This is a genomic window from Clostridium sp. AF50-3, assembly GCF_003477445.1.
Classification (GTDB): Bacteria; Bacillota; Clostridia; order Lachnospirales; family Lachnospiraceae; genus Otoolea; species Otoolea fessa.
On the sequence record NZ_QUDH01000054.1, the window covers coordinates 1 to 734 of the forward strand.

Annotated in this window: 1 protein-coding gene and 1 pseudogene; both read right to left on the reverse strand. The window is 46.6% G+C overall.

Annotated elements, in window-relative coordinates; translation table 11 throughout:
• Positions 1–133, reverse strand: a pseudogene (locus tag DW085_RS20100) (DNA-binding protein); the annotation flags it as partial.
• Positions 126–548: a type II toxin-antitoxin system PemK/MazF family toxin gene (locus DW085_RS18795; protein ID WP_002576364.1), complete on the reverse strand. Its 423-nt coding sequence runs from the start codon at positions 546–548 to the stop codon at positions 126–128. The pseudogene DW085_RS20100 and the gene DW085_RS18795, both read right to left, overlap by 8 nt.
• Positions 549–734 lie beyond the last annotated feature (186 nt).

Below are 734 nucleotides of genomic sequence, written 5' to 3' on the forward strand. Positions count from 1 at the left end.
CCGTGAAATAAACGCAGCCGTTTTCCACATACTGAACATAGGAGATCAAACCGTCTGTTCTTGCAGCATCCAGTGTTTTTACGCTGATTCCCAGTATACTGGCTGCTTCTTTCCTTGTAATCAGTTTATCCATCGCCTTCTTCGCCATCCTTTCGGCATTTGCCCTGTCTTTTTTTCTCTGCTTGTTCCGGAATGTAATATCCAAGTTGAATCCTTACAGCTTCATCAATCCCACGCATCTGCCCCTTACTTACCCGCCCAAGATAGCGAATCACGCATATCTTGTCGCAGGTGTCGAGCTGTTCTGCCAATACCATGGACGGTTTTGCCAGTCCCTTTGCTTTACGGAGAAAGAAATGCGTTGGCTGTTTTCGCTTCTTCTCAATTTTCGATGTCAGCGGAGCAATCGTGATCGTCGGCGCATAATAATTGCCGACATCATTCTGAAGAACCACAACAGGACGAACACCGCCCTGCTTTGATCCTACCGGAACACCGAGATTGGCGAGATATAAATCACCTCGCCGATAAACCCAGTTTTCTTTCATATGCTGTTGTCTCCAATCTCCATACACTGATATGGATAAAGCCTGCCAGGTATCATGCTGATACAGCACCCGGCAGCGCTTTCTGAAAATATGGTTTCTCTGTACTTTTTCTTATCACCCCAGAGATGTAGGATTTCTCACAGGCGGCAGTGTGCTTCACTGCTCCATTGGAATTTAACCATCCCG

What these genes read in the sequence shown, in the direction of transcription:
- DW085_RS18795 (WP_002576364.1), bottom strand. Translation starts at nt 548, where the DNA reads ATGAAAGAAAACTGGGTTTATCGGCGAGGTGATTTATATCTCGCCAAT.